Origin of the sequence: Streptomyces sp. NPDC017890 (assembly GCF_044328675.1) — a bacterium.
Taxonomy (GTDB): domain Bacteria; phylum Actinomycetota; class Actinomycetes; order Streptomycetales; family Streptomycetaceae; genus Streptomyces.
Genome location: NZ_JBIRHU010000019.1, coordinates 16,600 through 37,946, shown reverse-complemented (window position 1 = coordinate 37,946; position 21,347 = coordinate 16,600). Strand labels below are relative to the sequence as shown.

At 72.1% G+C, this 21,347-nt stretch carries 18 protein-coding genes; 8 read left to right on the top strand and 10 right to left on the bottom strand.

Translation table 11 applies throughout. The features are described from left to right. Positions 1–8: 8 nt before the first annotated feature. Positions 9–323, bottom strand: a complete 315-nt coding sequence (locus ACH4F2_RS24465) for a hypothetical protein (RefSeq protein ID WP_398134872.1) — start codon at positions 321–323, stop codon at positions 9–11. After that, positions 320–1,267: an SPFH domain-containing protein gene (locus ACH4F2_RS24460; protein WP_398134871.1), complete on the bottom strand. Its 948-nt coding sequence runs from the start codon at positions 1,265–1,267 to the stop codon at positions 320–322. Before ACH4F2_RS24460 ends, ACH4F2_RS24465 begins: the two co-directional genes overlap by 4 nt. A gap of 271 nt (positions 1,268–1,538) precedes the next feature. Here ACH4F2_RS24460 and ACH4F2_RS24455 point away from each other — a divergent pair, with 271 nt between their 5' ends. Next, positions 1,539–3,851 carry a transglycosylase domain-containing protein gene (locus ACH4F2_RS24455; protein ID WP_398134870.1) on the top strand — a complete coding sequence of 771 codons (2,313 nt, stop codon included), beginning with the start codon at positions 1,539–1,541 and terminating at the stop codon, positions 3,849–3,851. A 60-nt stretch (positions 3,852–3,911) separates the two neighbouring features. On the opposite strand, the gene ACH4F2_RS24450 is transcribed toward ACH4F2_RS24455, so the two are convergent. The 4 genes from ACH4F2_RS24450 to ACH4F2_RS24435 form a co-directional block, all read right to left on the bottom strand. Beyond that, the gene (locus tag ACH4F2_RS24450; protein ID WP_398134869.1) at positions 3,912–6,035 is read right to left on the bottom strand and encodes a SpoIIE family protein phosphatase; all 2,124 of its coding nucleotides are present in this window, start codon (positions 6,033–6,035) and stop codon (positions 3,912–3,914) included. A 280-nt stretch (positions 6,036–6,315) separates the two neighbouring features. After that, positions 6,316–7,032: a DUF402 domain-containing protein gene (locus ACH4F2_RS24445; RefSeq protein WP_398134868.1), complete on the bottom strand. Its 717-nt coding sequence runs from the start codon at positions 7,030–7,032 to the stop codon at positions 6,316–6,318. A gap of 129 nt (positions 7,033–7,161) precedes the next feature. Beyond that, positions 7,162–8,565, bottom strand: a complete 1,404-nt coding sequence (locus ACH4F2_RS24440; RefSeq protein ID WP_398134867.1) for a class II fumarate hydratase — start codon at positions 8,563–8,565, stop codon at positions 7,162–7,164. Between the two features lie 78 nt (positions 8,566–8,643). Beyond that, a complete protein-coding gene (locus ACH4F2_RS24435; protein ID WP_398134866.1) occupies positions 8,644–10,311 on the bottom strand; it encodes a fumarate hydratase in 1,668 nt (555 codons plus the stop codon). 221 nt (positions 10,312–10,532) lie between these two features. Here ACH4F2_RS24435 and ACH4F2_RS24430 point away from each other — a divergent pair, with 221 nt between their 5' ends. Continuing rightward, positions 10,533–11,240: a DUF1707 domain-containing protein gene (locus ACH4F2_RS24430; protein WP_398134865.1), complete on the top strand. Its 708-nt coding sequence runs from the start codon at positions 10,533–10,535 to the stop codon at positions 11,238–11,240. Between the two features lie 104 nt (positions 11,241–11,344). Beyond that, positions 11,345–11,722: a WhiB family transcriptional regulator gene (locus ACH4F2_RS24425; RefSeq protein ID WP_055418078.1), complete on the top strand. Its 378-nt coding sequence runs from the start codon at positions 11,345–11,347 to the stop codon at positions 11,720–11,722. Between the two features lie 195 nt (positions 11,723–11,917). Here ACH4F2_RS24425 and glpX read toward each other — a convergent pair whose 3' ends face one another. Then, a complete protein-coding gene (glpX, locus tag ACH4F2_RS24420) occupies positions 11,918–12,949 on the bottom strand; it encodes a class II fructose-bisphosphatase (protein ID WP_398134864.1) in 1,032 nt (343 codons plus the stop codon). Between the two features lie 125 nt (positions 12,950–13,074). On the opposite strand from glpX, the gene ACH4F2_RS24415 reads away from it, so the two are divergent. Further along, positions 13,075–13,611 (top strand): DUF4245 domain-containing protein, encoded by a 537-nt coding sequence (locus ACH4F2_RS24415; protein ID WP_398134863.1) that lies wholly within the window; start codon positions 13,075–13,077, stop codon positions 13,609–13,611. 216 nt (positions 13,612–13,827) lie between these two features. Here ACH4F2_RS24415 and ACH4F2_RS24410 read toward each other — a convergent pair whose 3' ends face one another. Beyond that, positions 13,828–14,418, bottom strand: a complete 591-nt coding sequence (locus ACH4F2_RS24410) for a malonic semialdehyde reductase (RefSeq protein WP_398134862.1) — start codon at positions 14,416–14,418, stop codon at positions 13,828–13,830. Between the two features lie 213 nt (positions 14,419–14,631). Here ACH4F2_RS24410 and ACH4F2_RS24405 point away from each other — a divergent pair, with 213 nt between their 5' ends. The 4 genes from ACH4F2_RS24405 (at position 14,632) to ACH4F2_RS24390 (ending at position 19,660) form a co-directional block, all read left to right on the top strand. Next, positions 14,632–16,098 (top strand): nucleotide sugar dehydrogenase, encoded by a 1,467-nt coding sequence (locus tag ACH4F2_RS24405; RefSeq protein WP_398134861.1) that lies wholly within the window; start codon positions 14,632–14,634, stop codon positions 16,096–16,098. Beyond that, positions 16,095–17,558 carry a glycosyltransferase gene (locus ACH4F2_RS24400; RefSeq protein WP_398134860.1) on the top strand — a complete coding sequence of 488 codons (1,464 nt, stop codon included), beginning with the start codon at positions 16,095–16,097 and terminating at the stop codon, positions 17,556–17,558. Before ACH4F2_RS24405 ends, ACH4F2_RS24400 begins: the two co-directional genes overlap by 4 nt. Before the next feature lie 252 nt (positions 17,559–17,810). Further along, the gene (locus ACH4F2_RS24395) at positions 17,811–19,349 is read left to right on the top strand and encodes a polysaccharide deacetylase family protein (protein WP_398134859.1); all 1,539 of its coding nucleotides are present in this window, start codon (positions 17,811–17,813) and stop codon (positions 19,347–19,349) included. 98 nt (positions 19,350–19,447) lie between these two features. Further along, entirely contained in the window at positions 19,448–19,660 is a 213-nt protein-coding gene (locus tag ACH4F2_RS24390) for a DUF4287 domain-containing protein (RefSeq protein ID WP_398134858.1), read from the top strand. 186 nt (positions 19,661–19,846) lie between these two features. On the opposite strand, the gene ACH4F2_RS24385 is transcribed toward ACH4F2_RS24390, so the two are convergent. Beyond that, positions 19,847–20,101, bottom strand: a complete 255-nt coding sequence (locus tag ACH4F2_RS24385; RefSeq protein WP_398134857.1) for an exodeoxyribonuclease VII small subunit — start codon at positions 20,099–20,101, stop codon at positions 19,847–19,849. Between the two features lie 9 nt (positions 20,102–20,110). Then, positions 20,111–21,319, bottom strand: coding sequence for an exodeoxyribonuclease VII large subunit (gene xseA, locus ACH4F2_RS24380; RefSeq protein ID WP_398134856.1), 1,209 nt, complete (start codon positions 21,317–21,319; stop codon positions 20,111–20,113). Between the last annotated feature and the right edge of the window lie 28 nt (positions 21,320–21,347).

Genomic DNA, 21,347 nt, shown 5'->3' with positions numbered 1-21,347 from the left:
GGTCGTCGTCACGACGGCGGGGTGGGAGGAGTGGGCGGCGGAGGCGGCGGCCCCGCGCCCGAGTCCGAGCCCCGGGGCGGGCGGCCCCGGCGTGGCAGCGGGCCGGTGTCCTTGGGCAGGCGGCCCGCCTCCGCGAGCGCCCGGCGGATCAGGAACTCGATCTGGGCGTTGGCCGAGCGCAGCTCGTCGCCCGCCCAGCGGGCCAGTGCCTCGTAGACCTGGGGGTCCAGCCGCAGCAGCACCTGCTTGCGCTGCTGGCGCGCCCGGCGCGGTGTGGGCGGCCCCCCGGGCTCCGGGGGCGGCCCTTCGGGGGAGGACGTCACTGGTAGAGGGAGCCCGTGTTCAGGACCGGCTGGGCGGCGCGGTCCCCGCAGAGCACGACCATCAGGTTGGACACCATCGCCGCCTTGCGCTCGTCGTCCAGCTCCACGATGCCCTGCTCGCTGATCCGGGCGAGCGCCGCCTCGACCATGCCGACCGCGCCGTCCACGATCTGCCGCCGCGCCGCGACCACCGCGCCCGCCTGCTGCCGCTGGAGCATCGCCGAGGCGATCTCCGGCGCGTACGCGAGGTGAGTGAAGCGGGACTCGATGATCTGCACGCCGGCCGCCTCCACGCGCGCGTGCAGCTCGACGGCGAGCTTCTCGGTGATCTCCTCGGCGTTGCCGCGCAGCGAGAGGCCGTCCTCGTCGTGGGCGTCGTACGGGTACTCGATGGCGATGTGCCGCACCGCCGCCTCGGTCTGGGTGGAGACGAACTCGACGTAGTCGTCCACCTCGAAGCTGGCCTGCGCGGTGTCCTCCACCCGCCACACCACGACGGCGGCCAGCTCGATCGGGTTGCCGTAGGCGTCGTTCACCTTCAGGACGGCCGTCTCGTGGTTGCGCACCCGCGTGGAGATCTTGGTGCGCGAGGTGAGGGGATTGACCCAGCGCAGTCCGTCCTGCCGGATCGTCCCCCGGTACCGCCCGAAGAGCTGCACCACCCGGGCCTCGCCCGGCGCCACCATGTTCAGCCCGCACATCGCGAGGAACGCGGCCAGGGCGATCACGATGCCCGCGATGATCAGCGCGGCCTTCCCTCCGGCGGAGGCGACCGCCGTGGCGGCGACGATCAGGCCGGTGCCGGCGACCAGCCCGATCAGTCCCAGCAGCAGCGCGAGGCCGCCGCCGATGCTGTGCGCCTGGATCTCGCGCACCCGCGGTGCCGGCATCTCGGGCACATCCGCCGTGACCTGCGGGGCGTCGTGCGCGTCGAGTGTGGACATGGGTGGTTCCCCCGTTCTCGCGAGGCGCGCTCGTGCACGCCCGGCGAATATCGTCGGTCTAGCTAAGTGATATCACTTTACCCCGGGACGGCAACCCTGAACCCCTCTCGTACGTCGGTTCCATAGGAGCGGGTGCTGATTCTCACGTCCGTACAAGGCCGGATCGGCAGCCGTTTGTCACATCTCCCGGTGTTAGCTTTCTGAGCTGACCTGAGCGGCGAACCTGTGTGACACGTGAGCACACATGACCGAAGCGGAGCGGATCGGACCCATGGGACGAGCGGAAGAGAGAAAAGCGCGACAGCGCGGTAGCCGCCGCGCGGCGCCGAAACGCCGCCGTCCGTCGGGCGCGGGCGGGAAGAGCGGCATACGCAGGCTGTTCACCTGGAAGAAGATCGTCGGTACCTTCTTCGGCCTCTGCCTGCTCGGCATGGGCGCCTTCATCGTCCTGTACATGGTGATCGAGATCCCCGAGGGGAACCCCGAGGCGGAGCTGCAGAGCAACGTCTACAAGTACAGCGACGGCAGCATCATGGCCCGCACGGGCGAGCGCAACCGTGAGATCGTCGACCTGGCCAAGGTGCCCAAGGAGGTCCAGCGCACCTTCGTCGCCGCCGAGAACAAGACCTTCTACAAGGACTCCGGCGTCGACCTCAAGGGCACCGCGCGCGGTGTGCTCAACACGCTCTCCGGCAAGGGCGCGCAGGGCGGTTCGACGATCACCCAGCAGTACGTCAAGAACTACTACCTGTCCCAGGACCAGACGGTCACGCGCAAGCTGAAGGAACTGGTCATCTCCCTGAAGCTGGACCGGGAGAAGCCCAAGGACTACATCCTCGCCGGCTACATCAACACCAGCTACTACGGCCGCGGCGCCTACGGCATCCAGGCCGCCGCGCAGTCCTACTACCGCGTCGACGCGGAGGACCTGACGGTCGAGCAGGGCGCGTACCTCGCGGCGCTGCTCCAGGCACCGAACCAGTACGACTGGGCGATCGCCAGCGACACCGGCAAGAAGCTCGTCCAGGAGCGCTGGAACTACGTCCTGGACAACATGGTCGGGGAGGGCTGGCTGAGCGGTTCCGACCGCCAGGGCATGAAGTTCCCGGAGCCCAAGGAGCCCAAGGCCGCCGCCGGGATGGAGGGGCAGACCGGGTACCTGGTCGAGGCCGCCAACTACTCGCTCAAGAAGCAGCTCGTCGCCCAGGGCGCCGCCGAGGACATGGAACAGGCCAAGGCCCTGGTGGACCTCGGCGGCTACACCGTCACGCTCAACATCGACAAGAAGAAGCAGGCCGAGCTGGAGAAGGCGGTCAAGACCAGGCTCACCAGCAAGCTGGACCCCGCCAAGCGCGCGGTCGACGCCGACGTCCAGGCCGGCGCCGTCTCCGTGGACCCGAAGACGGGCTCGGTCCTGGCGATGTACGGCGGCGTGGACTACGTGAAGCACTACACGAACAACGCCACCCGCGACGACTACCAGCCCGCCTCCACCTTCAAGCCGGTGATCCTCGCCGCGGCCGTGGCCCAGGACGCCGAGACCCAGGACGGCGTGCCGATCACGGCCAACACGATGTACGACGGTACGAGCAAGCGGCCCGTGATGGACGGCGACCGCAAGGTCGGCTTCGCACCCCCCAACGAGGACGACGTCGACTACGGCGACATCACCGTCCAGGAGGCGATGAACAAGTCCGTCAACTCCGTCTTCGCTCAGATGGGCACCGACGTCGGCATGTCCGAGGTCATGAAGGTCGCCGGCGACCTCGGCATGGACACCGAGGGCGTGCAGGCCGTGCCCGCGCAGACCCTGGGCAGTATGGGTGCCAGCCCGCTGGAGATGGCCGGCGTCTACGCCACCCTCGACAACCACGGCAAGAAGGTCACCCCGGCCGTCGTGAAGTCGGTCGAGCACAAGGACCGCACGGTCGAGTTCCCCGACCCGATCGGCGAGCAGGTCATCAGCCGGGAGGCCGCCGACACGGTGACCTCCGTCCTCACCGGCGTGGTCGACGACGGTACGGCCAAGAAGTCCGTGCGGGAGAACCCGCTGCGCGACGGCCAGCAGGTCGCCGGCAAGACGGGTACGTCCGACAACAACAAGTCGGCCTGGTTCACCGGCTTCACCCCCGGCCTGGTCACCTCGGTCGGCCTGTTCGGTGAGGACGACAAGGCACCGCACCCGCAGGTCGCGATGTACAAGGCGGGCGGCGTCGACCACCGCGTCAACGGTGGTGGCTTCCCCGCGGAGATCTGGGCGGCCTACACCTTCGGTGTCATGGACGAGGTCACCGAGTTCGACCTGGAGACCAAGCAGGGCAACGCGGTGAAACCGAGCAGCACGCCCACGCAGAGCGAGTCGCCGACCCAGTCGCCGACGCAGGAGGAGACGACCGAGGCACCGCCGTCCGACGAGCCGACGACCGAGGCACCGCCGTCCGGCGAGCCGACGACCGAGGCACCGCCGTCCCAGTCGCCGTCCCAGTCGCCGTCGGGCAGCCCGTCGTCGGAGCCGCCGACGGACGGGGAGTCGACGGAGCCGGAGGACCCGCTCTTCCCCGGGCTTGACCGGCAGAAGCAGTAGCCGAGGGAACACGCGAGAAGGGGCGCCCGGACCGGGCGCCCCTTCTCGCACGTACGGGCCTCAGCCCCGGTTCAGCTCGAACCAGACCACCTTGCCGGTGCTCAGCCGCGTCGCGCCCCAGCGCCGGGCCAGCCGGTTCACCAGGTACAGCCCGCGCCCGCCCTCGTCCGTGGCGCGCGCCTGCCGCAGCCGAGGCAGCTGCGGCACGTCGTCGCCGACCTCGCAGCGCAGTACGTCCGTGCGCAGCAGCCGCAGGGTGACCGGCTTCGTGGCGTACCGCACGGCGTTGGTCACGACCTCGCTGACCAGCAGCTCGACCGAGTCCGTCAGGTCCTCCATGCCCCAGCGGGCCAGCGCGCGGCGGGCCAGGCGCCGGGCCCTGCCCGGAGCGGTGTCATCGGCTTCCAGGAACCAGTACGCCACGTCGCTGGGCGCGATGCCGTCGAAGCGGGCGGCGAGCAGGGCGATGTCGTCGTCCCGGTCGCCCGGCCCGAGCATGTCCAGCACCTCGTCGCACAGGGCTTCCAGGGGCGGCGGATGGTCCGGCCCGGTGAGCTGCGCGGTCGCGGCGAGGCGCTCCCGCAGCTGCTCTATGCCGGTCCACACGTCCCGCAGGCGGGACTCGACCAGCCCGTCGGTGTACAGGAGCAGGGTGGCGCCGGCGGGGGCGTCCAGCTCGACGGCCTCGAAGTCCACGCCGCCGACCCCGATCGGGGCGCCCGCGGGCACCCGCAGCACCTCGGCGTGGCCGTCCATGTGCAGCAGCACCGGCGGCGGATGTCCGGCGTTGGCGACGGTGATGCGGTGCGATACCGGGTCGTACACGGCGTACAGGCAGGTCGCCATGCGGTCGGTGCCCAGGCGCTGGGCCTGCTCGTCGAGGTGGTGCAGCACCTCCTGCGGGGGCAGGTCGAGCCCGGCCAGGGTCTGCGCGGTGGTCCGCAGCTGGCCCATGATGGCCGCCGACGTCATCGAGTGGCCCATGACGTCCCCGACGACCAGCGCGACCCGGCTGCCGGGCAGCGGGATGGCGTCGTACCAGTCGCCGCCGACGCGTGCCGTCTCGGCGGCCGGGAGGTAGCGGGAGGCCAGCCGCACGCCGGTGCAGCGCGGCAGGTTCTCCGGGAGCATCGTGCGCTGCAGCTCGTCGGCGATGTACGCCTCCCGCCCGTACAGCACCGCCTTGTCGATGCCGAGCGCGCTGTGCGTGGCGAGCTGGGCGGCGACCAGCAGGTCGTCGGCCTCGAAGGCGATGCGTTCGGGGCCGCGCAGGAACAGGGCGGCCCCGATCACCCGGCGCCGGCCGCGCAGCGGCGCGAGGATCGCCCGCCGGCCGTCGGGTACGGCGAAGTCCTCGCCGTCACCGAGAAGCTCGGGCAGGGCGGCGCGGGCGGCGGGGGTGTCCGTGAACACCGGGCGCACCCCGCGCAGCACCTCGGCGAGCGCGCTGCCCGGCCGCACCTCGCACAGTTCGGAGCCGACCGTCTCCAGCTCGGAGGGCTCGGGCTGGGCCGCGGGCGTGAACCCGCCCTCGGTGTCCCGCTCGGCCGGAATCCGGTCGGTCCGGCGCAACCGCAGCACCAAGGGGCCCGTGGGCCGCTCGTCGCCGACCGGCAGCGGCTCGCGCAGATAGACGAGGATCGCGTCCGCGAACGTCGGCACGGTGGCCCGGCACAGCCCCATCACGATCTCGTCGAGGTCCATGCCCCGGGCGATCCGCCGGGTCGCGGCCCCCACGAACCGCAGCCGGTCCCCGTCCCGCCGCATGGGCGTGGGCCGTCCGGGCGCGGTGGGCTGCCCGGTGCGGCGGTCCGGGTCGAGCGGCGCGGCACGGCGCTCCGGCCCCGCCGGCGCCCCGGGGCCGGGAGCGGCTCCGGGGAGGGTCCCCGCTGCGGTCGGCGCGCCGCCCGGCTGGACCGGTACGCCCTCGGGCGCGGGCCGCGGACGGTGCGTGCCGGGCTCGGCGGCCTGCTCGGCGCCCGGCTGGGCGTGCTCGAAGGCGCCGGGGGAGTCCGCGCCCGCGGTGGGCGGCGTCTCCCCGGTGCGTCCCTGTGCCGGTAACGCGGCCTCAACGGCGCGCGGCACGGGGGCAGGCAGGAGCGCCCCGCGGGGATCCGTGGGGTCGCCGCCCGTCGGGGGGCGGTCGAAGGAGGTCGGGTGCTCCGTCACGCGTGTCGAATCCATCCGTCCGGGACTGCCCGCGGCGCGTGCAGTACGTCCCGCGGAATTCCCGATACCCGGAATACGTGCCCCGGGAACGGGATTCCCGCGTGGTCAGAGGCTGTTCCTGTGTCACCGGCGGACCGCCTGCGGCCCGTATCCGTGTTGCCCTCGTACCCTTCGCTCACGTCCTGCCGCCCCTCGGTGACGATCGGTCAAGCACAGCGCACGCTCCGCCGGTTGCTGCCGCGCTTCCTCGCGGAGGACGATCCTACGGTTCCCGCCCGGGGGCGTAACAAGGGTCTCATGAGGACGCGTGCGCGGGCGTGCGGTCCCAGTCCCCGGGGAGTGAAGGTACCGCCCAGGAGGGATCAGGTCGCCAGTGTTCCCAGCCGTCCGCGAACGGGGAGCCCCAGGCGCGGATCTCCGCCACCGCCGCGCGCCCCGCCGCGCGCACCCGCCCGGCGAGCCGGGCGTCCATCAGCCGGTCCCGCTGGGCCTGCGCGAACTCGTCCTCGTCCCGCCAGTGCCAGGTGCGGTCCGGGTGGACGGAGATGTCCAGGAAGTGGTCCTCGGAGTCGACCCCGCCCTCCCAGCGGGTCAGCGGCTCCTCCAGGTTCACGTACCAGTTCTTGAAGCGCCAGCCCGGATCCCAGAACAGCCACACCGACCAGGGCTCGCCCGGCCGCGCCAGCTTCAGCACACCCGTGCCGAACCACCGGTCGCGCTGCACGGCGCGCGGTCTGGTGTAGCGCGACGCCAGCGGTTCCAGGTGCACGGGCGTGCCGTCGGCGAGCACCGGCTTCACGCACTCGGTGCCGGGTGCCAGCCACACGGCGAGCAGGTCGGCGTCGTCCTGTACGACGGTGACGGGGCGTGCGATGTGGAGGTGCGGGCCGCCGTTCTCCCGGTACCGCCACAGGATGTGACTGCCGGGCGCCCAGTACGCCGCCGGGGCCGCCGGACCGCCGGCCTCCGCCTCCGCTTCTGCCGCCGCGCTCACCGCTTCACCGTCTGTCATGGACAGATATTAGGTGTCCCGGCCACGCGGCGCGCCGGTGATCGCGGCGAGCGCCCGCGACGGGCGACCGCGTCCACGGCGAGCGCCCGCGTCCACCACGAGCGCCCGCCTCCACGACGGGCCGTCCGGTCACGGACGGGTCATCCGCAGTACGTCCAGTGCCTCGTCCAGCTGCTCGTTCGTGAGGTCGCCGCGCTCGACGTAGCCGCCCTCCAGCACGACCTGACGGATCGTCTTCCGCTCCGCCAGCGCCTTCTTGGCGACCTTGGCGGCCTCCTCGTACCCGATGTACTTGTTGAGCGGTGTGACCACGGACGGCGACGACTCCGCGTACTCGCGGGCCCGGTCCCGGTGGGCGACGACGCCGTCGACGGTGCGGTCGGCGAGCAGCCGCGAGACGTTCGAGAGCAGCCGCACCGACTCCAGTACGTTCTTGGCGATGACCGGCAGCATGACGTTGAGCTCGAAGTTGCCGGCCGCTCCGGCGGCGGCGACGGTCGCGTCGTTCCCGGTGACCTGGGCGGCGACCATGAGCACGGCCTCGGGGATCACCGGGTTGACCTTCCCCGGCATGATCGACGACCCCGGCTGGAGGTCGGGCAGCGAGATCTCCGCGAGCCCGGTGCGCGGACCGGACGCCATCCACCGCAGGTCGTTCGCGATCTTCGTCAGGCCGACGCCGATGGTCCGCAGCTGCCCGCTGGTCTCGACGATGCCGTCCCGGGCGCCCTGCGCCTCGAAGTGGTCGCGCGCCTCGGTCAGCGGCAGCCCGGTCGCGCGGGACACCTCCTCGATGACGGCGGCGGAGAAGCCGGGCGGGGTGTTGATGCCGGTGCCGACGGCGGTGCCGCCCAGTGGCAGCTCGGCGAGGCGGGGGAGCGACGCCCGAAGCCGCTCGATGCCGTACCGCACCTGGGCCGCGTACCCGCCGAACTCCTGACCCAGCGTGACCGGCGTGGCGTCCATGAGGTGCGTACGCCCGGACTTCACCACGTCGGCGAACTCCGCCGCCTTGCGTTCCAGGGCGCCGGCGAGGTGGTCGAGGGCCGGGATCAGGTCACGGGTGACGGCGGCGGTGGCGGCGATGTGGATGGAGGACGGGAAGACGTCGTTGGACGACTGGGAGGCGTTGACGTGGTCGTTGGGGTGCACGTCCCGGCCGAGCCGCTCGGTGGCGAGGGTGGCGACGACCTCGTTGGTGTTCATGTTGGACGAGGTCCCCGACCCCGTCTGGAACACGTCCACGGGGAAGTGCTCGTCCCACTTCCCCTCGGCGACCTCGCCCGCCGCCGCCTGGATCGCGGCGGCGACGTCCTTGTCCAGGACCCCCAGCTCGGCGTTGACCTTGGCCGCCGCGCCCTTGATCCGGGCGAGCGCCTCGATGTGTGCGCGCTCGATGCGCTGCCCGGAGACGGGGAAGTTCTCCACCGCCCGCTGGGTCTGGGCCCGCCACTTGGCGTCCGCCGGGACGCGGACCTCGCCCATGGAGTCGTGCTCGGTGCGGTACTCGGTCCTGTCCTGCTCGTCGGTCATCGACGATCACCTCCACGTCTCACAGCGTCCGCGACCCGACCACTGTTCCCCGTGGAGGCGAACCGTCACCACCGCTTGTCAGGCGAGTCCGGGACCCCGCACCGGAATCGACGTGAACGTCGGCGCCGGCGCCGGGTCCTGGAAGAAGTCGTTGCCCTTGTCGTCCACCACGATGAACGCCGGGAAGTCCTCGACCTCGATCTTCCAGACCGCCTCCATGCCGAGCTCCTCGTACTCGACGACCTCGACCTTCTTGATGCAGTCCTGCGCGAGCCGGGCCGCCGGGCCGCCGATGGAGCCGAGGTAGAAGCCGCCGTGCGCGTCGCACGCGTCGGTGACCTGCTTGCTCCGGTTGCCCTTGGCCAGCATCACCCTGGAGCCGCCGGCCGCCTGGAACTGCTCCACGTAGGAGTCCATGCGCCCGGCCGTCGTCGGACCGAAGGACCCGGACGCGTACCCTTCCGGGGTCTTCGCCGGACCGGCGTAGTACACCGGGTGGTCCTTCAGGTACTGCGGCATCTCCTCGCCCGCGTCCAGCCGCTCCTTGATCTTGGCGTGCGCGATGTCGCGGGCCACGACCAGCGGGCCGGTCAGGGACAGCCGGGTCTTGACCGGGTGCTTGGTCAGCTCGGCCAGGATGTCGTCCATCGGCCGGTTGAGGTCGATCTTCACGACGTCCCCCGCCTCGTCGAGGTGCTCGTCCGTCGTCTCCGGCAGGAAGCGCGCCGGGTCGGTCTCCAGCTGCTCCAGGAAGACGCCCTCGGCGGTGATCTTCGCGACCGCCTGCCGGTCCGCGGAGCAGGACACCGCGATGGCGACCGGGCAGGAGGCCCCGTGCCGCGGCAGCCGCACCACGCGCACGTCGTGGCAGAAGTACTTGCCGCCGAACTGCGCGCCGATGCCGATCTTCTGCGTCAGCTCGAAGACCTTCTCCTCCAGGTCCTGGTCCCGGAAGCCGTGCCCGAGCTCGGAGCCCTCGGCCGGGATCTCGTCCAGGTAGTGCGCGGAGGCGTACTTCGCGGTCTTCAGCGCGTACTCGGCGGACGTACCGCCGACCACGATCGCCAGGTGGTACGGCGGGCAGGCGGCCGTACCGAGCGAGCGGATCTTCTCCTCCAGGAACTTCATCATGGAGGCCTCGTTCAGGACGGCCTTCGTCTCCTGGTAGAGGAACGACTTGTTGGCCGAGCCGCCGCCCTTCGCCATGAACAGGAACTTGTAGGCGCCGCCGTCGGTCGCGTACAGCTCGATCTGGGCCGGGAGGTTCGAGCCGGTGTTCTTCTCCTCCCACATGGTGAGCGGAGCCATCTGCGAGTAGCGCAGGTTCAGGTTCTTGTACGCGTCGTAGATGCCCCGGCTCAGGGCCTCCTCGTCGCCGCCCGCCGTCAGGACGTTCTGGCCGCGCTTGCCCATGACGATCGCCGTGCCGGTGTCCTGGCACATGGGCAGGACGCCCGCCGCCGCGATGTTCGCGTTCTTCAGCAGGTCCAGCGCCACGAACTTGTCGTTGCCGGACGCCTCGGGGTCGTCGATGATGCGCCGCAGCTGCGCCAGGTGGGCCGGGCGCAGGTAGTGCTGGATGTCGTGGATGGCCTCCTCGGCCAGCTTGCGCAGCGCCTCGGGCTCCACCTTGAGGAACGTCCGCCCGTCGGCCTCGAAGGTGGAGACGCCCTCGGAGGTCACCAGCCGGTACGGAGTGGTGTCCTCTCCCTGGGGGAGCAGATCGGTGTACGCGAACTCAGGCATCTCGCCCATTCCTCACTCGGCATCACGCGCGGCTGGATTCCTCAGCAACGACGGCTGGCCTCCATCGGCAGCGTCAACCAGCGTAAAACCTGCGGTCGGCGGCGGGCTTGTGAGGTAAGGCTCAGTAGCCGCGACGGGAGTCACGCGGAGGGGGGCGCGGGATGTGACAAGGTTGTCCACAGGGCTGGTCGCGATCTATCGCGTTTCGGTACGCTGCTGCCGTGGACCTTCACAAGCACGCCCAACCGCAGGACGCGGCACCGCGCGGCACCGCGCCGCGGGTCTCCGAGATGCGCGCCTCGGACGCCGACCGCGACCGCATCACCGACATGCTGCGCGAGGCCCTCGCCGAGGGGCGGCTCACCGCCGAGGAGCACGCCGAGCGCGTCGAGGGCGTGCTGACCGCCCGGACGGTCGGCGAGCTGGACGTCTTCGTGCGGGACCTGCCCGCCGCGCACGCCGGGCGGGACACGGCCTCCGCCCCGGTCCCCGACCGCCCCACCGCGGGCGCCATCCCCGCGGACCCCGACGAGAACGTGGTGGCGGTGTTCAGCAGCGCCGTCCGCAAGGGCCGCTGGCGGGCGAGCCGGCGCATCCACGCGTACGCGGTCTTCGGCAGCGTCGAGATAGACCTCAGCGAGGCGGTCTTCGAGCACCAGCAGGTCGTGATCAAGGCGTTCTCGGTCTTCGGCAGCGTCGAGGTGCGCGTCCCGGAGAACGTGTCGCTGCGCGGCGCGGGCGGCGGGGTGCTCGGCAACTTCGAGGTCCACGCCCTCGATTCGGCCGAGGCCGAGGCCCCCGTCGTCTACGTGGACGGCTGGGCCGTGCTGGGCAGCGTCGAGGCGCGTCCCAAACGCGGCAAGCTCGTCGCGGACATCCTCGACCGGGTGCACCGGAAGGTGGACAAGGGTTTGCGCAAGCACTTGTAGCCCGGCGCCGGTGGCGGTCGGGAACCCAGTGCATAGGCGCGCGTACAACGGGTAAGCCTTGACGCATCGTCTCTCGCTCGCGAAGCCGTCGTCAGGAGTAGACCGTGCTGCAACCGCCGCATTCGTCCCTGCAGGTAGCCGCCGTTCCGGCCCAGCGGGTGCCCGTGCGGGACAGGGACCAAGACGCTCCCTGGCACACCGAGGCGGTGTGCCGGCGCGACGAGGCCGGACTGTTCTTCGCACCCTCCAAGGAGCCCACCGCCGCCCGGCTCTCCCGCGAGGAGGCGGCCAAGCGGGTCTGCGCCCGCTGTCCGGTCATGGTCGAGTGCCGCGAGCACGCCCTGCTGCAGCCCGAGCCCTACGGAGTCTGGGGCGGCCTCACCGCCGCCGAACGCCGTGTGGTCCTGGCCCGCCGCCGTCGCCGCGACGTCGAGCTGAAGAAGACGGCCCGCACGACGGGTCACATAGCGGCGGCCGGTTAGGACGCACGCACGCGAAAGGGCACCCTCTCCGCACAGAGGGCGCCCTTTTGGCGCCGGGTGGCCGGAAACCCGAGGGGCGCGGGGCGCCGACACCGTGCGGCTCCGCCGCGTGGACTCGACCGGCCACGACGCACCCGCACCCGCCACACCGCGGTGCCCCCCCACTTCAGCGGGCGCGCCGCACCGCCGGCGGCGTCACTTCGCCCGGTCGAAGTCCACCGCGCTGTAGGCCCGCAGCTTGCTCAGCCGGTGCTCGGAGTCGATCCGCCGCACCGTGCCCGACTTCGACCGCATCACGATCGAGTCGGTCGTGGCCGTCTCGGACCGGTACCGCACCCCCCGCAGCAGCTCACCGTCGGTGATCCCGGTGGCGACGAAGAAGACGTTGTCCCCGGAGACGAGGTCGTCGGTGGTCAGCACGCGGTCCAGGTCGTGCCCGGCGTCGATCGCGCGCTGCCGCTCCCCGTCGTCCTTGGGCCACAGCTTGCCCTGGATGGTGCCGCCCAGGCACTTCACGGCACAGGCCGAGATGATGCCCTCCGGGGTGCCGCCCACGCCGAGCAGCAGGTCGATGCCGGTGCCCTCGCGCAGCGCCAGGATGGAGCCGGCCACATCGCCGTCGGAGATCAGCTTGATGCGGGCGCCGGTCTCCCGGACCTCCTTGATGAGGCTCTGGTGCCGCGGCCGGTCGAGGATGACGACCGTGACGTCCTCGGGGGTGCGCCGCTTGGCCTTGGCGATCCGGCGGATGTTCACGGACACGGGCGCGTTGATGTCGACGAAGTCGGCGGCCTCCGGCCCGGTGACCAGCTTGTCCATGTAGAAGACCGCGGACGGGTCGAACATGGAGCCGCGCTCGGCGGCGGCCAGCACCGCGATCGCGTTGGTCATGCCCTTGGCGGTGAGCGTGGTCCCGTCGATCGGGTCCACGGCGATGTCGACCTCGGCGCCCGTGCCGTCGCCGACCCGCTCCCCGTTGAAGAGCATCGGGGCTTCGTCCTTCTCGCCCTCGCCGATGACGACGACGCCGTTCATCGAGACGGTGTGCACGAGGGTCCGCATGGCGCGCACCGCGGCACCGTCGGCGCCGTTCTTGTCACCGCGCCCGACCCAGCGGCCGGCGGCCATGGCCGCGGCTTCGGTGACCCGTACGAGTTCCATGGCGAGGTTGCGGTCGGGGGCCTCTGAGGGGACGTCCAGCTCGGACGGCAGATGATGCTCGGTCATCGGAACGCACCTTTCTGATACGACGACGGCCGGATGAGGGTGTGCCCCGACTCTATCGCCAGTCTGACTAAATGAGCAGGGGACCCCACGTTTGAGCGCACCGGGGACCTGCGACGATAGGGGGCGTGGCAGGTACGAAAGGCAAGCAGAAGACGGCCCGGGACATGGTCCTCTCCCTCGGCGTCATCGTTCTCGCTGGACTGGTCATGTGGCTTTTCATCCCGCACGACGACGACGGTGAGCCCGACCTCAAGCGGGTCGACTACTCGGTCGAGCTGGTCACCGCGCGCCGCGCCGCACCGTATCCGGTGGCGGCGCCCGAGGGGCTGTCCAAGGACTGGAAGCCGACCCTGGTCCGCTACCGGGGCGACGAGTTCGACGCCTGGCACCTGGGCTACCGCGCGCCCGACGGGGAGTACGTGGCGATCGAGCAGTCCACGGAGAAGCCGTCCGAGTTCATCGACGAGGCCAGCCAGGGCGCGCAGCGCACCGGGACGACCGAGGAGATCGGCGGCCGGACGTGGACCCGGTACACGGGCGGCCGGTACGACGCGCTGGTGCTGCACGACACCGACGGCGTGAAGGGTGCGACGACGGTCGTGGCGGGCACGGGGACGTTCGACCAGCTGAACGAGATGGCGGCGGCGCTGAAACTGGCGTGAGCCGCCGCCGTGCTCAGCGCGGTGGCGTGAGTCACCGCCGCACTTCGTGTGGTGGCGGCCGTACTTCGCGTGGTGGCGTGAGTCACCGCCGTGCTCCGCGCGGTGGTCCGAGTCGTCGCCGCACTCCCCGCGCACGACGAAGCCCCCGGTGACGTACCGGGGGCTTCGTCGTGCGCGCGGGGTGCAGGGGCCCCGGAATCCGCCGGGGTGCCGCTCTCAGACCGTGGTGACGACCTGGTCGTACGCCAGGCGCGGCGAGCGCGGGAACCATGCGTCCGGGCCCGGGCGGCCGATGTTGACGACCATCAGCGGCGTGTGGTCGTCGTCCAGGAACTCCTTGCGGACGCCCTCGAAGTCGAGGCCGGTCATCGGGCCGGCGGCCAGGCCCGCGGCGCGGACGCCCACGATGAAGTAGGCGGCCTGGAGGGAGGCGTTGAGCAGGGCGGCGCCCTCACGGGCCGGACGCTCGCTGAAGAAGGCGTCCTTGGCCTGCGGGAAGTGCGGGAAGAGCTGCGGCAGTTCCTCGTGGAACTCGTTGTCCGCCGAGAGGATCGCGACGAGCGGTGCGGCGGCCGTCTTGGGCTGGTTGCCCTCGGCCATGAGCTGGACGAGACGCTCGCGGGCCTCGGGGGAGCGGACCAGCGTGATGCGCAGCGGTGACTGGTTGAAGGCGGTCGGGCCGTACTTGACCAGGTCGTAGATCGCCTGCACCTGCTCGTCGGTCACCGGCTCGTCGGTGAAGGTGTTCGCGGTGCGGGCCTCGCGGAACAGCAGGTCCTGGGCGGTGGGGTCAAGAACGAGAGACATGCGTGATCTTCCTCGGGGGTGCTTCGGTTCCGCGTGGATCGGTGCGGAGCCGTTGACGGGAACGACGCTACGCCAAAGAAGTTCAAGCTTCAACCAAAACAGGAGGGCGGTGATCCGCTTCACACGGCCGCCGGAGTGACGAGGAGCCGGAGGGCTGCGACGCCTCGCGTGTCGGACGAGTGGTGCGCGGGGGAACTGCGTCTATATGGCGATGTGAAATTCAAGTCAAATGATGACGTAACCGGACTCACCGTCGCTGTCGTCGGACTCGGCTACGTGGGACTGCCCACCGCACTCGCCCTCTCGGACGCGGGCGCGACGGTCGTCGGCGTGGACAGCAGCCCCGCCCGACTGCGGGCGATCGCCCGGGGAGCCGTGGACCTCCTCCCGTTGCATCACGCGCAACTCGCCTGCGCCTCGGCCGGAGACGGTTTCCGGCTCACCTCGGACCCCACCGCCGTGGGCGCCGCGGACGCCGTGGTCATCTGCGTGCCGACCCCCGTCGACGCCCGGCGCGAACCCGACCTCACCGCACTGTCCGCCGCCTGCGCCTCGGTGGTGGAGCACGCCGTGCCCGGACAGCTGATCGTGCTCACCTCCACCAGCTACGTGGGGACCACACGTGACCTGCTCGTCGAACCGCTGCGGGCCCGCGGACTCGTCGTCGACGAGGACGTGTACGTGGCCTTCGCCCCCGAGCGGATCGACCCCGGCAACGAGCGCCACACCCCCGAACGCACCCCGCGTCTGGTCGGCGGCGCGGGACCGCACAGCACCCGGGCCGCGGCCGCCCTGCTGGCACCGACGGCCTCCCTCATCCGGACGGTCGCCGATCCCGAGACCGCGGAGATGGCGAAGCTCTGGGAGAACACCTACCGTGCCGTCAACATCGCCCTGGCCAACGAACTGGCCGACGCCTGCCACGTCCTCGGCCTCGCACCGGTCCCGGTCATCGAGGCGGCGGCGACCAAGCCGTACGGCTTCATGCCCTTCTACCCCGGGCCCGGCGTGGGCGGCCACTGCATCCCCTGCGACCCCCACTACCTGCTCTGGCAGCTCGGCAGGGTCCGGCAGCAGGCCCCGGTCGTGGCCACCGCCCTCGCGGCCAACACCGCACGGCCCGGGCGGATCACCGAACGCGCCCTGGAGCAGCTGGCCCGGTCCGCCGTCCCCGCGCGCGGCGCACGGGTGCTGCTGATCGGCGTCGCCTACAAGGAGGGCGTGGCGGACGTCCGGGAGAGTCCCGCGCTGGAGATCCTCGCCGGGCTGGCCGCGGCCGGCGCGGACGTCGCCTACTGCGACCCCCTGGTGCCGACGATCGGCGTCGGCGCGAGCCTGCTGCAGCATGTGCCCGACCCCCACACCCGCCCCTGGGACCTGGTCGTCCTGCACACCGTCCACCCCGTGCACGACCTGACCTGGCTGTGCGCCGCCGACGCCCCGTCCGTCCTGGACACCCGGCAGCGCGGAGCCCTGGCCATGGCAGGGGCCGCGGCGGGGACCGGGGCCGCGGCGGGGTCCGGGGTCACGGCGGCGGCCGGGGCCACGACAAGGGCGGGGACCACGTCGGGGACCGGGAGCACGTCGGGGACCGGGCTCACGGCGGGGGGCCGGGCTGAGCAGGAGACCGAGGTCGAGGGGAAGGCCGAGGTCACGGCCGAGGCCGAGGTCACGGCATGACCGTCCTCCGCCCGGGCCGCGTGCCGGCCACCCCCCTCCGAACGGGCGCCCGCCAACGGCTGGGCACCCGGCTGGACGCCCTGGACCCCGGCGTCCGCCGCGACGTCGTACGACTGCTCACCCTCCTGGCGCTGCTACCCCTCCTCCTGCTCCTGGCCCGCCGCGCCGTCCGCCTGCCGCACGGCTTCGACCTGCTCACGCTCTACGGCCTGACCGTCCTGGCCGGCACCATCTGCCTCCTCCACCTCGCCTACAGCCGCTACGACGACCCGGCCGTACGCCTCCTGCGCCGGCGCCCACGCCACGCCCAGGCGTTCCCGGCCCTCCCGGCACAGCCCCGGGTCAGCTTCCTGCTGGCCGTGCGCAACGAACGCGAGCACATCGAGGACTGCGTGCGCTCCATGGCCGCCGTCGACTACCCGGACCTCCAGCTCGTCGTGGTCGACGACGCCTCCGACGACGGCACGGCGGACGTACTGCGCCGCCTCGCCGACGAACTGCCGCTCACCCTCATCCGACTGGACGAGAACCTCGGCAAGAAGGGCGCGCTCGTCCGCGCCTGCGCCGTCGCCGACGGGGACGTCCTGCTGTTCACCGACTCCGACTGCGTCATCGCACCGGACGCCGTACGGCACTGCGTCACCGCGCTGGTCCGGCACCCGGAACTGGGTGCGGTCAGCGGACACTGCCGGGCGCTCAACACCGACGCCGGACTGCTGGCCCGCGTCCAGGACGTCTGGTACGAGGGCCAGTTCCGGATCACCAAGGCCGCCGAGGCCGCCTTCGGCTCGGTGTCCTGCGTCTCCGGTCCGCTGGCCGCGTTCCGCCGCGACGCGATCTACAACTACCTGCCCGCCTGGGCCGAGGACCGCTTCCTCGGCGCCCCCTTCCGCTTCGCCACCGACCGCCAGCTCACCGGCTACGTCCTGGGCCAGGCCTGGCACGGCCGCGCACTCAAGGACCGGCACGCCGACTCCCCCTTCGTCAGCGAGCACGACTACCCCGAGCTGCGCTGGGAGGTCGGCTACACCCGCGCCGCCCGCGTGTGGACCCGGGTGCCGTCGCGGCCCTCCTCCTTCCTGCGCCAGCAGATCCGCTGGAAGAAGAGCTTCATCCGGAACCTGTTCTTCACCGGCCGCTTCATGTGGCGCCGGGGCCCGGCCGCCGCCGCGCTGTACTACGGGCACGCCCTGTGGGTGATCGCGGCGCCGGCACTGGTCGTACGGCACCTGGTGTGGGCTCCGCTGAACCTGGCCGCCGTGCTGACCCTGCTCTACCTGTGCGGGGTCCTCCTCAAGGGCTGCGTCTGGGGCATCGCCTACCGGTTCGACCACCCGAGGGACCGGGCCTGGCGCTGCCGGCCCCTGATGAGCCTGCTGTCCTGCTGCGTACTGGCCTGGCTGCTGCCGTACGCCCTGCTCACCCTGCGCCGCAACGTCTGGTCGAGGAGTGCCGCATGAGAAGCCTGAGGAATGCCGGAAGTCCGGGGAAAGCCGGAAGCCCGGGGAAAGCCGGAAGCCCGGGGAAAGCCGGAAGCCCGAGGAGTGCCGAGGGTCCGAGGAGCGTCAAAGGTCCGAGGAGCGCCGGAAGTCCGAGGAGCGCCGCCGCATGAGAAGCCTCCTGCACGGGCTGGGCCGTGCTCTCACCGTCGGCGTCACGCTCGCCGTCATCGCGCTGGTCTACCTGTTCGTCATCACCCGAGGACGCCCGCTGTGAAGCGCGACGGCTCCACTGCCGGCCGACCGCGCCGGCCGCTGCTGCGCGCGGCCCTCGGACTGCTCGCGCTGGCCCTGGTCGCGCTGCCCTTCACTGCGGCCTGGAAGTACGACGCCTTCCGGCGCGCGGTGGCCCACCAGGCGCCGCCGCCACCGCTCGCGCACGGTGCCGCCGGCGCGGACGCGAAGGCGGCTCCCGCCGGGAACGCGCCGGTCGTCCTCGCCTACCACGACATCGGCCCCGACGACCGCAGCCGGTACACCGTCTCCGCGGCGCACTTCGACGCCCAGCTGCGCGCCCTGCGCGAGGCCGGCTACCGCACGCTGTCCACCCGGGAGTTCACCGACTTCCTGCGCACCGGCCGGACCCCCGCGCCGCGCACCGTCTACCTCACCTTCGACGACGGCACGCACGGGCTGTGGGTGCACGCCGACCGGATCCTGGCCCGGCACCGGATGAAGGCGGCGGCCTACCTGATCACCGGGCAGGTCGGCACCCACCGGCCGTACTACCTGTCCTGGGCGGAGATCGAACGGATGGCGGGCTCGGGACGCTGGGACTTCCAGGCCCACACCGACCTCAGCCACGCCCGCGCGGCGGTGGACGCGGCCGGGCGCCGGGCGCCGGTACTCACCAACCGGCTGTGGCTGCAAGGGGAGGAGCGGCTGGAGACCGACCGTGAGTACCGGAGTCGCGTCGCGGCGGACATCGACCGGTCGGCGGCCGCGTTCGCCCGGCACGGTCTGCCCCGGCCGGAGCTGTTCGCCTACCCCTTCTCCGAGCGTCTGGAGGACAGCAACCTCGGCCCGCGCGGGGCGGACGCACTCCGCGCACTGCTGCGCGAACACTTCACGGCCACGCTCACCAACAGTGCGGACCGGCCGCTTCCGCCGGGGCCGCGATCGGCCGCGGCCGGAAAGATCCAGCGCCTGGAGGTCATGCGGGACACCACCCCGGCGGCCCTGCTGAGAGACATCGCCCACCGGACCCCGGTGCGGCCCTCCGACGTCCGACGGCCGCTGTCCCACCCCGAACACTGGCAGGTGTCGGGCGGCCCCGTGCGGGCCGGGCTCGGCGCGCTCACCGGTACGGCCCCGCAGCCGCGCGGCACCCACCACGTCCAGGCCGCCTACCGTCCGATCGCCACCGCCGACTGGACCGCGTACCACCTGCGCGCCACCGCCGGACGACTGCACGAGCGCGCCGGTGTCACCATCACCGTGCGGGCAGGCAGCGATCACCCCACGACGCTGTGGGTAGGCCGCAACACCGCGCACCTCACCGAACGCGGGTCCGGACGGGCCCGTACCGGGCCGACCCGTCACCTCGACCCCGCCGCCTCGCACAGCGTGAGCGTCTCCGTGACACCGCAGGAGGTGCGCGTGGTGATCGACGGCACCCACCGCCTCACCCTGGAAGCGGACCGGCGGGAACCGGCGGAGGGGGCGGGCGGCTTCGTCCTCAGTACCGGCATCGCGGACGACGCCGGGCCGGAAGCGGCGTGGCCCCGGTTCACCGCCCTGGAGGTGGGGTGACGCGGATCACACCGGCCGGGCGATCACTTCTCCCGTCGGCCGAGGTCATACACGGCAGTACACCGCCCACCGCCTCGTACAGATGGGACCGCATCGACATGACCGCCACCGTGAAGGGCCCGGCCTCCTACTTCCCGTCGATCGAGAAGAAGTACGGCCGTCCGGTCGCGGAATGGAAGGAGCTGATCCGCTCCTCGCCGCTCACCAAGCACATGGAGCTCGTCTCGTGGCTCAAGGCCGAGCACGGGCTGGGCCACGGGCACGCCAACGCGCTCGTCGCGCACACCCTCGCCGAGGACAGCGCCAAGTAGGGCGGTCGGGCCTCGCCGGCCGGGTGGGGCCCCGACGCGCCGGTCGGACCCTCGCCGGGCCGGTGGGGGCCGGCCGGGCCTGTAGGGGAGACCTCCACCGGGACCGGCGAGGCCCTGCCGGAGCCGACAAGCCCGGAGCGACAAGCACCGCCGGGACCGGCGAGGCTCCGTCAGGCCCGGGGGCGACTACTCGCCCCCGTCGCCGTCCTCCGCCCCCGCCTCCTCGTCGGCCAGTGCCGCGTCGAGGCGGGCACGGGCGCCGTCCAGCCGGCGGCGACAGACCTTCGCCAGCTCCTCGCCCCGCTCCCACAGGGCGAGGGACTCCTCCAGCGTCGTACCGCCGGCCTCCAGCCGCCGTACGACCTCGATCAGCTCGTCCCGCGCCTGCTCGTACCCGAGCGCCTCGGACATGGCCGTCGGCTGCTCCACCTCGCTGGTCATCCACCCACCTTATGCGTCGACTCGTACGGAGAAATCACCCTCGGAAACCCGTGCGCGCAGCGTCTCGCCCGGCTGCACCTCGCCGGGGCCTCGGACGGCGTGGCCGTCGGCCCGCTGCAGTACGGCGTACCCGCGCTTCAGGGTCGCGGCGGGGGAGAGGGCCACCACGCGCGCGTGCGTGTGTGTCAGCTCGGAGTCGGCGCGGTCGAGGTGGTGCCGCAGCGAACGGCGGGCCCTCTCCAGCAGCGCCGCCACCTGATCGGACCGCTCGTCGAGCATCCGGTGCGGATCCTGTATCGACGGCCGGGCCAGGGCATGGGCCAGGCCCCGCTCCTCGCGGTCGACGTACGCCGCCACGCACCGCCGCGCGCGGTCCCGCAGCTGGCGCACCCGCTCGTACTCCTCGCCGACGTCCGGTACGACCTTCTTCGCGGCGTCGGTCGGCGTGGAGGCGCGCAGGTCGGCGACATGGTCGAGGAGCGGATTGTCCGGCTCGTGCCCGATCGCCGAGACGACCGGCGTACGGCACGCGGCGACCGCCCGTACCAGCTGCTCGTCGGAGAACGGCAGCAGATCCTCCACGCTGCCGCCACCCCGCGCGACGACGATCACGTCCACGTCGTCCATCGCGTCCAGCTCCTTCACCGCCTGCACCACCTGCGGCACCGCGTGCACGCCCTGCACGGGGACGTTGCGCACCTCGAAGCGGACGGCGGGCCAGCGGTGCCGGGCGTTCTCCAGGACGTCCCGCTCGGCCGCCGAGGCCCGCCCGCACACCAGGCCGATCAGCCGCGGCAGGAACGGCAGCGGCTTCTTCCGCTCCGGCGCGAACAGCCCCTCGCGCGCGAGCGCCTTCTTCAGCTGCTCCAGACGCGCGAGCAGCTCCCCGACACCCACCGGTTTGATCTCGGCGGCCCGCAGTGACAGCTGCCCGCGCGGTGCGTACCACTCCGGCTTGGCGTGCACGACCACCCGCGCGCCCTCGCCGACCACGTCCGCCACCGCGTCGAACACCTGCCGGTAGCAGGTCACGCTCACGGAGATGTCGTACGACGGGTCGCGCAACGTCAGGAACACGACTCCCGCGCCCGGCCGCCGGGACAGCTGCGTGATCTGCCCCTCGACCCACACCGCGCCGAGCCGGTCGATCCAGCCCCCGATCAGCCGTGACACCTCACCCACGGGCAGAGGGCTTTCGGGAGACGAGTTGGCAGCCATGCGGTCGAGCGTAACGGCCGGGTGTGAC

Coding starts and splice junctions, on each gene's coding strand:
- ACH4F2_RS24455 (WP_398134870.1), top strand. CDS start 1,539: ATGGGACGAGCGGAAGAGAGAAAAGCGCGACAGCGCGGTAGCCGCCGC.
- ACH4F2_RS24400 (WP_398134860.1), top strand. CDS start 16,095: ATGACCGTCCTCCGCCCGGGCCGCGTGCCGGCCACCCCCCTCCGAACG.
- glpX (WP_398134864.1), bottom strand. CDS start 12,949: ATGACCGAGCATCATCTGCCGTCCGAGCTGGACGTCCCCTCAGAGGCC.
- xseA (WP_398134856.1), bottom strand. CDS start 21,319: ATGGCTGCCAACTCGTCTCCCGAAAGCCCTCTGCCCGTGGGTGAGGTG.
- ACH4F2_RS24410 (WP_398134862.1), bottom strand. CDS start 14,418: ATGTCTCTCGTTCTTGACCCCACCGCCCAGGACCTGCTGTTCCGCGAG.
- ACH4F2_RS24440 (WP_398134867.1), bottom strand. CDS start 8,565: ATGACCGACGAGCAGGACAGGACCGAGTACCGCACCGAGCACGACTCC.
- ACH4F2_RS24460 (WP_398134871.1), bottom strand. CDS start 1,267: ATGTCCACACTCGACGCGCACGACGCCCCGCAGGTCACGGCGGATGTG.
- ACH4F2_RS24385 (WP_398134857.1), bottom strand. CDS start 20,101: ATGACCAGCGAGGTGGAGCAGCCGACGGCCATGTCCGAGGCGCTCGGG.
- ACH4F2_RS24450 (WP_398134869.1), bottom strand. CDS start 6,035: ATGGATTCGACACGCGTGACGGAGCACCCGACCTCCTTCGACCGCCCC.
- ACH4F2_RS24390 (WP_398134858.1), top strand. CDS start 19,448: ATGACCGCCACCGTGAAGGGCCCGGCCTCCTACTTCCCGTCGATCGAG.
- ACH4F2_RS24445 (WP_398134868.1), bottom strand. CDS start 7,032: ATGACAGACGGTGAAGCGGTGAGCGCGGCGGCAGAAGCGGAGGCGGAG.
- ACH4F2_RS24435 (WP_398134866.1), bottom strand. CDS start 10,311: ATGCCTGAGTTCGCGTACACCGATCTGCTCCCCCAGGGAGAGGACACC.